The 9363-nt window shown below is 61.1% G+C and carries 14 protein-coding genes; 3 read left to right on the top strand and 11 right to left on the bottom strand.

Annotation, left to right across the window (positions count from 1 at the left end; genetic code table 11):
- Positions 1-14: 14 nt before the first annotated feature.
- Positions 15-764, bottom strand: coding sequence for a helix-turn-helix domain-containing protein (locus B9A97_RS21415; RefSeq protein ID WP_084367954.1), 750 nt, complete (start codon positions 762-764; stop codon positions 15-17).
- A gap of 280 nt (positions 765-1044) precedes the next feature.
- On the opposite strand from B9A97_RS21415, the gene B9A97_RS21420 reads away from it, so the two are divergent.
- The 3 genes from B9A97_RS21420 (at position 1045) to B9A97_RS21430 (ending at position 2922) form a co-directional block, all read left to right on the top strand.
- Positions 1045-1947, top strand: coding sequence for a DMT family transporter (locus B9A97_RS21420; RefSeq protein ID WP_084367860.1), 903 nt, complete (start codon positions 1045-1047; stop codon positions 1945-1947).
- A gap of 120 nt (positions 1948-2067) precedes the next feature.
- Complete coding sequence (locus B9A97_RS21425) at positions 2068-2481, top strand: MarR family winged helix-turn-helix transcriptional regulator (RefSeq protein ID WP_084367861.1); 414 nt, start codon at positions 2068-2070, stop codon at positions 2479-2481.
- Between the two features lie 45 nt (positions 2482-2526).
- On the top strand, positions 2527-2922 hold the full coding sequence (locus B9A97_RS21430; protein ID WP_084367862.1) for a tautomerase family protein: 396 nt from the start codon (positions 2527-2529) through the stop codon (positions 2920-2922).
- On the opposite strand, the gene pheT is transcribed toward B9A97_RS21430, so the two are convergent.
- From pheT to rpmI, 10 genes are all read right to left on the bottom strand, one after another.
- A complete protein-coding gene (gene pheT / locus B9A97_RS21435; protein ID WP_084367863.1) occupies positions 2923-5346 on the bottom strand; it encodes a phenylalanine--tRNA ligase subunit beta in 2424 nt (807 codons plus the stop codon).
- Positions 5343-5978 carry a 3'-5' exoribonuclease domain-containing protein gene (locus B9A97_RS21440; RefSeq protein WP_084367864.1) on the bottom strand — a complete coding sequence of 212 codons (636 nt, stop codon included), beginning with the start codon at positions 5976-5978 and terminating at the stop codon, positions 5343-5345. Before B9A97_RS21440 ends, pheT begins: the two co-directional genes overlap by 4 nt.
- Positions 5975-6238: a DUF2442 domain-containing protein gene (locus B9A97_RS21445; protein WP_244564308.1), complete on the bottom strand. Its 264-nt coding sequence runs from the start codon at positions 6236-6238 to the stop codon at positions 5975-5977. The genes B9A97_RS21440 and B9A97_RS21445 overlap by 4 nt, the downstream gene beginning before the upstream one ends.
- 7 nt (positions 6239-6245) lie before the next feature.
- Positions 6246-6524, bottom strand: a complete 279-nt coding sequence (locus tag B9A97_RS21450) for a DUF2442 domain-containing protein (protein WP_084367865.1) — start codon at positions 6522-6524, stop codon at positions 6246-6248.
- 93 nt (positions 6525-6617) lie between these two features.
- Complete coding sequence (locus B9A97_RS30430; RefSeq protein ID WP_348532420.1) at positions 6618-6848, bottom strand: DUF4160 domain-containing protein; 231 nt, start codon at positions 6846-6848, stop codon at positions 6618-6620.
- Positions 6745-7071 carry a BrnA antitoxin family protein gene (locus tag B9A97_RS21460; RefSeq protein ID WP_084367866.1) on the bottom strand — a complete coding sequence of 109 codons (327 nt, stop codon included), beginning with the start codon at positions 7069-7071 and terminating at the stop codon, positions 6745-6747. Before B9A97_RS21460 ends, B9A97_RS30430 begins: the two co-directional genes overlap by 104 nt.
- A complete protein-coding gene (locus tag B9A97_RS21465) occupies positions 7013-7303 on the bottom strand; it encodes a BrnT family toxin (protein WP_084367867.1) in 291 nt (96 codons plus the stop codon). Before B9A97_RS21465 ends, B9A97_RS21460 begins: the two co-directional genes overlap by 59 nt.
- A 39-nt stretch (positions 7304-7342) precedes the next feature.
- Positions 7343-8428 carry a phenylalanine--tRNA ligase subunit alpha gene (gene pheS / locus B9A97_RS21470; protein WP_084367868.1) on the bottom strand — a complete coding sequence of 362 codons (1086 nt, stop codon included), beginning with the start codon at positions 8426-8428 and terminating at the stop codon, positions 7343-7345.
- Between the two features lie 129 nt (positions 8429-8557).
- Entirely contained in the window at positions 8558-8962 is a 405-nt protein-coding gene (rplT, locus tag B9A97_RS21475; protein ID WP_084367869.1) for a 50S ribosomal protein L20, read from the bottom strand.
- 38 nt (positions 8963-9000) lie between these two features.
- Entirely contained in the window at positions 9001-9204 is a 204-nt protein-coding gene (gene rpmI, locus B9A97_RS21480) for a 50S ribosomal protein L35 (RefSeq protein ID WP_054151415.1), read from the bottom strand.
- Positions 9205-9363: the final 159 nt, after the last annotated feature.

Raw genomic sequence — 9363 nt, forward strand, 5'->3', positions numbered from 1 at the left:
GTCAGCAATAGGCTCTACGGCAGGTCGCGAACGGCCTGCCGATAGGCCGATGGCGTGGTTCCCGTCACGGCCCGGAACATGCGGGTGAGATGGCTCTGGCTGCTGAACCCGCAGGCGGCCGCGATCTGGGCGATGGGATCTCCGCCCGCCAGCAGCCGCCGCGCCCTGTTTATGCGGCGGTTCAGGATAAAATCATGGGGCGTGACGCCGCAGGTCTGGCGAAACATGCGCTGCAGGTGGAACTCACTCAGATCAGCGACCGCTGCCAGATCCTTCAGCGTGATCACCTTTTCCAGATGCGCCTCGATGTAGTCAATCAACCGGCGGCGCAGCACGGGTGCAAGACCGCCGCGCAGCACCGGCCGTCGCTCTCCGCCATAGCGCGGGTCGGCAAACAGCCTGGTGACCGCAGAGATGATCGCCTGTTCGGCCAGCAGACGGTTGTCCGCATAAGCGGCGTCGGCCAGCAGGCCCAAAGCTTCCGCCAGATGCGGGGCCGCGGCAAAGGTCGCCTCCGGCAAGATCATCAGGCGGGCATCGCGATCGAAGGTTTCCGAATAGAGCCGCCGCAACTCTCCATCCGCCACATAGAGATGCACGAATTCGAATTGATCGGTGATTTCCCATTCCGACGAGGCGCCTTGCGGCATGATGCAGAGCGCGCCCGGCCAACCGGCGATGCTACCGGCATCCAGGCGGCGCGTGCCATCACCACCGCGGAGATAGCAGCTGAAGGTGTGGCCATCCGGCCGCTCGTAGCGCATTTGATCATGGCTGTTGCGCCAGATGGCACTGGCCCTGCCCTCGCCCAGGTCGAGCGTCGTCAGCCGCTCGGCACGCGACGAGGACGAAAGCGAGTCAAAGACGGTGGCGGTGCGCAGCATTGTTTGCCCTTGGAAGACGTCCGGGCATTGTAGCCGCCAATGCGGTGGACGCCAAAGGCAATCCGAGGGATCAGCTGCGCACTAGCACAGTTCGCCGCAAGATCGTGCAAGATCAGGTCAGGACCTCGGCGCAAGGTGTGCGGGAAAGCGGGGTTCCAGCATGACCAATCTTCTACTCTTCTCGTCCACCGTCCTGATCTGGGGCACGACATGGATCGCCATCGCCTTGCAGGTCGGCCCCGTGCCGGTGCTGCTATCGGTGTTCTATCGCTTTGCCCTGGCGGCCCTGGTGCTTGTCGGCGTGCTGGCGATGTCAGGCCGGCTGACCGTGCCGTCACTGCGGCAACAGCCGTTTATCATCGTCCAGGCGCTTTCGCTGTTCTGCTGCAATTTCCTCTGCTTCTACCATGCGGCCAGCTATGTGCCTTCGGGACTGATCTCGGTCGTGTTCTCGCTGGCCACGGTCTACAACGCCGTGAATGCCCGGATCTTTTTTGGCGAGCGCATCAAACCGCGCACCCTGGTGGCGGCCGGCTGCGGCGCAGTCGGCCTGGTCCTGCTCTTCGGGCCTGAGATGTTCACGTCGGTCAATTCTGACAGCTGGAAGGGGATCGGGCTTTCGGCGCTGGGCACACTGTTCTTTTCGCTCGGGAATATGGCATCGCGCCGCAACAGCGCGTCGGGTATATCGCCTGTCATCGCCAATGCCTGGGGCATGAGCTATGGCGCTATCGTGCTGCTGGTTCTGGTGGCCGTCACCGGAACGCCTGTCATTGCGCCGCCCGACGGAACCTATCTGGCAGCGCTCGTCTATCTCTCGGTGATCGGCTCCGTGGTCGGGTTTACCACCTACCTGATGCTCGTCTCGCGGATCGGCTCCCAGAAGGCCGCCTATGCCACGGTTCTGTTTCCCGTGGTCGCACTGACGCTGTCGAGCCTCTATGAGGATTATCATTTCACGCCGCTGGCGCTGCTGGGACTTGTTCTGACCCTGGCGGGCAATCTCATCATGTTCGCCCGGCTGCCGCAGGGGTTCAGGCCCATGGCGAGGGTTGCGCCGTAGGGATTAGGTATTTCGGTTTTTGGGGTGCTGTGGCGTTGTATCGGAGCGCCATGGCCGGGCGCGCTGATAACCACACGCGACAAGTTGCATATGCAATTATAGTCTGCTACGATCAAGGCCATGTTCGATCATTGCCTCTACTTCAACACCGTGGCGCTGGGCCGCCAATTGGAACGCCTGTGGACGCGGGCGTTCCAGCCGTTCGACCTTACTCCGTCGCAAGGCTTCATGCTGCGGGCTGTGCTTGACAGGCCGGGCATGCTGCAAAGCGAGCTGGCGGACACGCTGAAGATCGCGCGGGCCACGGCGACGCGGGCGCTGGATGGGCTGGAGAAGCGCGGGCTGGTGGAGCGCAGGTCCACGCCGCGAGACGGACGGGAATGCGAGATCTATCCCGGCGAGGATGCACTGCCCCTCAAGGCTCCGCTCAATGCGGCCAGCGCTGAGGTGACGCAGCAGCTGAAGCAGCGGCTGGGAGAGGACGTCTTTCGGCAGTTTGTCGACCAGGCAAAGTTCATCGGCGGCCATTTGTGAGAGATCGCGACCATATAGTTGCATAGCTAACCAAAGGAGACGAGTATGCCTATCCTGAATGTCAAAGTGAGTGCCACCCGATCCGAAGAACTGACGCGGGCCATCGCTGCGCTGCTGATGGAGCATACCCAGACAATTCTCGGCAAGGACCCTGCCCTCACGGCCATCGCGATTTCTTATGTCGATCCCCGCGACTGGATCGTCGGCGGCCGGACCCTGGCGGAGCAGGGAAAGAGCAGCTTCTATTTCGACATCAAGGTGACGGACGAAACCAATACGAAGCCTGAGAAGGCGCGCTACATCCGCGCGGTATTCGATGGATTTGCGGCCCTGCTCGGCGATCTGCACGAGGAAAGCTATATCCATATCGAGGATGTGAGAGCGGCCGCCTATGGCTATGGCGGCCGCACCCAGGAATGGCGGTATCATAACAAGGGCTGATTATGCCCTGAGCGCGCCGCCCGTGGTCTTCTCGACATTGGCGACGATCTTCTTCGTCAGGGCGTCGAAGTCCTCGTCGGTCAGCGTCTTGTCGACCGGCTGGATCAGGACTTCGATGGCCACAGACTTCCGGCCTTCGCCGACGGAAGCGCCTTCGAAGATATCGAAGACGTTGACGCCGGAGATGAGCTTGCGGTCGGCGCTGGTCGCAGCCTTGATCAGGCTTGCGGCTTCCACGCTCTTTTCGACGACGAAGGCGAAGTCACGCTTGACCATCTGGAAGGGCGAGAGATCCAGCGCCGGCTTGGTGCGGGTCGCCTTCTTCTTCGGCTCCGGCATGGCATCGACGAAGACCTCGAAGCCGCAAAGCGCGCCGGAGACATCAAGCGCTTCCAGGGTCTTGGGGTGGAATTCGCCGAAATAGCCGAGGATCACCTTGGGGCCGGCCTTGATCGTGCCGGACCGGCCGGGATGATACCAGGCGGGTGCGCCGGCTTCGATCTGCACATTGCCCATGGGCAGGCCGCAGGCTTCCAGCACCGCCAGCGCATCGGCCTTGGCGTCGAAGACATCGACCGCCTTGCCGCCGCCCTTGGCCTGGTTCGACCACATGCGGCCGGCGCCGGACATGGAGGCCGTGCCACGGCGGACACCGCCGGCCACGCGCCGCTGACCCTCCGGCCGATCGTTTTCATAGGTGCCGGATACCTCGAAAATGGCGACATCGCCAAAACCGCGATCGGCATTGCGCTGGGCCGCGGAGAGCAGACCCGGCAGCAGCGAGGGGCGCATGTCCGACATATCAGCGGCAATGGGATTGGCGAGCTTCAGGGCCGCGCTGCCGCCGCCGAACAGCTTGGCCTGGTCTTCCGAGATGAAGGACCAGGTGACGGCTTCCAGCATGCCGCGGGCGGCCAGCGCCCGCTTGGCGGCGCGGCTGCGGACCTGCAGCGTGGTGAGGATGCGGCCATTCACCGAACCGGTGGGCGCCAGCGGCTCCGGCTTGATCTTGTCCACGCCATGCACGCGCATGACCTCTTCCACGAGATCGGCCTTGCCATCGACATCGGGACGCCAGGAGGGAACGGCCACCTGGACCACCTCGCCGTCACCCTCGACCTCGAAGCCGAGGCCGGTCAGGATCGAGCGGGCTTCGGCATTGGAGACGGTGAGGCCCGTCAGGCGCTTCACCTCGGAATAGGGGAAGCTGACGACCTTCTTCTGATGGCCCTTGTAGCCGGCGACCTTGGACGCTGCTGCCGTGCCGCCGCACATCTCCAGCACCAGTTCGGTGGTGCGCTCCAGGCCCGGGATCATGTATTCGGGATCGACGCCGCGCTCGAAACGGTAGCGGGCATCGGTGATGATGCCATGGCCGCGGCCGGATTTCGCGATGTTGATCGGGTCCCACAGGGCCGATTCGATCAGCACATTGACGGTGTTCTCGTCACAGCCGGAATGCTCGCCGCCCATGATGCCGCCGATCGATTCCGGACCGTTGTCATCTGCGATGATGACGTTGGCAGGGTTCAGTTTATAGGTGCGGGTGTCGAGCGCGAGGATCTCCTCGCCCTCCCGCGCACGGCGAACCACCAGCGCACCCTTGACCTTGTCGGCGTCGAAGACGTGCATCGGTCGGCCCTGGTCGAAGGTCATGTAGTTGGTGACATCAACCAGCGCGGAAATCGGGCGAAGGCCGATCGCCAACAGGCGCTGCTGCATCCATTTGGGGCTCGGGCCGTTCTTGACGCCGCGCACGAGGCGATAGGCGAAGCCGGGGCAGAGGCGCTCGTCATCGAGCACGATCTTGACCTCGTGCGGCGTGTCGCCATCAACCGGGAAGCTCGGCGCTTTCGGAGCCTTCAACTTGCCCAGGCCCGACGCGGCGAGATCGCGGGCGATGCCGTAGATGGAGGTGCAGTCCGGGCGGTTCGGCGTGAGGTTGATCTCGATGACAGGATCATCCAGCCCGGCATAGGAGGCGAATGGGGTGCCGACAGGCGCATCCTCGGGCAGGTCGATGATGCCGTCATGATTGTCGGAGATGTTGAGCTCCTTTTCGGAGCACATCATGCCATGGCTTTCGACGCCCCGGATCTTGCCGATGGCAAGCGTGACATCGATCCCAGGCACATAGGTGCCCGGACGCGCGAGCGCACCGACGAGGCCAGCGCGGGCATTCGGCGCGCCGCAGACGATCTGCACCGGCTTGCCGTCACCCGCATCGACCATCAGCACCTTCAGCCGGTCGGCTTCCGGGTGCTTCTCGGCCGAGAGCACCTTGGCGATGACGAAGGGCTTGTAGGCCGCCTTGTCATCGACATCCTCAACCTCAAGGCCGATGGCGGTGAGGCGCTCGCAGATCTGATCCAAAGTGGCGTCGGTCTCGAGATGATCCTTCAGCCAGGAGAGTGTGAATTTCATTGTTTTACCCTTGTAAAATCAAGTGGGTTTTCCGGCAGACTCCGGGCTACCTCGAAAAGTTTCGACAACAGCGAGGCATAGCCGCGTGCATCGTCAATCGCTTTGTGCGTGTGCGGGTGGTGACCAAGCCATTCGGCAGGAAACTTGTCAGATACCGACTGAGGTTTCGTCTTGCCGAAAACGCCTAGCATGTAGGTTCCGATGTCAAGTGGTCCCGCGTTGAACACGCATTGCCCCCAATAAGGCACGTCGAGCAGAAAGCGGTCGGCGAACACCTTCAGGTAGTGATCGATCCACAACCCATCGAACATAACAGGACGCGCGGCAAATGCCCGCTGCCCATCAAAGCCTTCTACCCATTCTACAAACCGGCGCATGACCGAGCCCGGCGCTTCGGGATTGGTTGTGACGGCCGTCCAGGCATCCGGCTGCGTTTGCCACCACGCCATCGTTCGCTCATCCGTGGAGCGATCGGCTCGTGGGGCAAGAACAGCCTCAAACTCGCCACACGCCACACCATCAGAGCGCAAGACGACTGTCGCAAAGCTCAACATGGAATGCTTTAGGGGGTCCGGCCCATCCGTCTCGATATCCGTAACGAAGTAGTATGTCGGCAAGGGATTAGCCATCATGCCACCTTCTCTGGCGCTTTCGCGCCCGGAGCCTTTATCCCAAGGAACATGCTCTTTACCGAGATCCCCTCATCCACCTTTGTCCACCAGATGCCTTCATACATCAGTTCAATTTCGTTCAAGCCCTGCTCATCAAGGCCTGACAGAAACGGATACCACCAAAGCGGCGCGGAGATCGTGCGGCCGTCGGAAAGGGTTACATGCACCTCGTCCTTCGCGCACCACGCCTTTACCGGACGCATTTCCTCGGTCTCAAACATCGGGGCGTCACGCCGCCTTTTCCGGCGTTTTCGCTCCCGGAGCCTTCCAGCCCGCCAGCATGCCACGAATTGACAGGTCCTCATCCACGTCTGGCCAATGAACGCCTGCCAGCATAAGGTGAACGTTGTTGCTCTGCGCCGGCGTAGCATTCAGCAGCCGAGGATACCACCACAGCGGTGTAGATACCTGCCGCCCATCCGCGAGGCGGACGTGAACTGTATGTGGATCACACCATGCCTCGGTCGGACGCTCCGCCTCTGGATAGGAATCATGCAAAATAGTCATTCCATGCCTCCAGCATCTGCTGCCTATGTTCATCGACAACTACAACAATACGTGCAAGGTCTCTTTGGCTAAAGCCACCGGCTTCGGCAACTCTTACATCATCAAGCCAGACCTCGCTTCACCGCCATTTCCATCGATATGAATATGAGGGGGCTCATATCTATCCGCGGAATAGAAATGAAAGCGGAATCCGTATTTGCGCAGGACAGTCGGCATTTGATCATCGCCCTGTGCGATTTCGTCCCGACTTAACATAATCCTCAAGCACCGCGTTGATCCGGCTCTGCCACCCGGGTCCGGTCTGGCGAAAATGCTCGACCACATCTCGGTTGAGCCTCAGGCCCACGCGTTCCTTGACCGGCGCCTTCTGTGGGCCGCGTTCGCCGCGGGCCCTCTCCCAGACCGCAAGCGCATCCGGGATAATGTCCCGCGTTGGACGGAAATGGCCAAAGTCCTCCTCGGTCATTTCCCGAACTTCACCTTCCGCATCAGTCAGCGGCGGAAGATCGTCTGAAAGCTGCTGCGAACGCCTTTTGTTCTCGGTCATTTGCTTTCCTCAAGGAAATGATGCGCAATCGATCGCCTCTTTGGGTCCAACACAAAACGTGGAGGCGACCGTCCAGAGGACCCAGGCTAACGAAACGTCGTTCTCCATAGTCGTTACGGTCATCAATGCGCGTGACCGACGATTCCATGTCGAAGCGCGTAGCGTCAGCAAAATCCAGGCCCCGCTCGCGCAGGTTACGCTGCCGCTTCTCCTCGTCCCATTCCAGCTCCATCCGTACCACATCTATTTATTTGTGGCCACAAACAAATCATCAGTTGCTCAAACCACCAAACAGCGTCGGCACGTCGAGCGGGCGGAAGCCGTAGTGGCTCATCCACCTGACATCCGCGTTGAAGAAGTCGCGCAGGTCGGGCATGCCGTATTTCAGCATGGCGATGCGGTCCAGCCCCATGCCCCAGGCAAAGCCCTGGTATTCATCCGGATCGAGGCCGCCGGCGCGCAGTACGTTGGGATGCACCATGCCGCAGCCGAGGATTTCCATCCAGTCGGTGCCTTCGCCGAACTTGACGATCGGACCCGAGGAGCGGTCACACTGGATATCCACCTCGAAGCTCGGCTCGGTGAAGGGGAAGAAGGACGGGCGGAAGCGCATCACGACATTGTCCACCTCGAAGAAGCTCTTGCAGAACTCCTCGAGAATCCAGCGGAGATGGCCGACATTCGCCGTCTTGTCGACGACCAGGCCTTCGACCTGGTGGAACATCGGCGAATGGGTGGCGTCGGAATCCTGGCGATAGGTCTTGCCGGGGATGACGATACGGATCGGCGGCTTTTGCGCTTCCATGGTGCGCACCTGCACCGGCGAGGTATGCGTGCGCAAAACCTTGCGCTCGCCGTTTTCATCCGGCGCCAGGAAGAAGGTGTCGTGCATCTCGCGGGCCGGATGGCCCTCAGGGAAGTTCAGCGCCGTGAAGTTGTAGTAATCCGTCTCGATATCGGGACCTTCGGCGATCGAGAAGCCCATGTCGGCGAAGATTGCGGTGATCTCATCGACGATCTGGCTGATCGGATGGATGCGGCCACGCTCGGCCGGCGACGACCGGACCGGCAGGGAAACGTCGACCGTCTCGGCCTTGAGGCGGGCATTGATGGCCGCGTCCTTGAGCTCGGACTTGCGGGCGGCGATCTTTTCGGTGACCTCGTTCTTCAAGGCGTTGATCGCAGCACCCCTGGTCTGGCGCTCTTCCGGCGTCATGGTGCCAAGCGTCTTCAGAAGCTCTGACACCGAGCCCTTCTTGCCGAGGGCTGCGACGCGCACGGCCTCAATGGCGGCTTCGTCCCCGGCTGCGGCAACATCAGCAAGAAGCGCCGTTTTCAAACTGTCGAGATCGGACATTTTCCGTTTTCCTGCCCTTGAAGTCCACCGCTCTTACCGTGGCGGCATGACGGCCAAAAGAAAAACCCGCGCTAGCCCTGCCAGCGCGGGTTTCCCAATCATATTTGCACAAATTTGGGAAGCGCTGGTTTACTTGACCGCGCTTTCAAACTCGTTGGTGGTGCCTGCGTCCTTGAGGTAGGCAAGCGCCTTCTTCGCGGCAGCGACGAGCGCGCCGAAAGCTTCCGTCTCATGGATGGCCATGTCGGAGAGAACCTTGCGGTCGACTTCGATGCCAGCCTTGTTCAGGCCGTCGATGAAGCGGCCATAGGTCAGGCCGTGCTCGCGGACGGCAGCGTTGATGCGCTGGATCCAGAGCGCGCGGAAGTTGCGCTTGTTGACCTTGCGGTCGCGGTAAGCGAACTGCTTGGAACGATCAACGGCAGCCTTGGCGGCGCGGATCGTGTTCTTGCGGCGGCCGTAGAAACCCTTGGCCTGCTTGAATACCTTGTTGTGCTTGGCGCGGGACGTTACGCCACGTTTTACGCGTGTCATGTCATGATCTCCTTAACTGGGTCCAAAAATGCCTGGTCTCAGAGACCGTTGGGCAGGTAGTTCTTGATGACCTTCTTGCCATCTGGTTCGGCGAGAACCATCGTGCCGCGAGCGTCACGAATGAACTTGTTGGACCGCTTGATCATGCCATGGCGCTTGCCGGCGGCGGCTGCGAGAACCTTGCCGGTTGCCGTGATCTTGAACCGCTTCTTGGCGGCCGATTTCGTCTTCATCTTGGGCATTTTGCTACTCCATTTTTCTTGTGAAGACCCGGCCGACGAAAGCCGGACTTCAAGCTATTCAAAAACGGCCTCGGCATGCCCTGCCGGACCGTTCGGACGGGCGCTTATAACCGCAGTGGGTCAAAAGCGCAACGGGGGATGGATGGACAATTTTTGCGG

The sequence above is a fragment of the Rhizobium sp. RU36D genome, from assembly GCF_900176345.1.
Lineage (GTDB): Bacteria > Pseudomonadota > Alphaproteobacteria > Rhizobiales > Rhizobiaceae > Allorhizobium.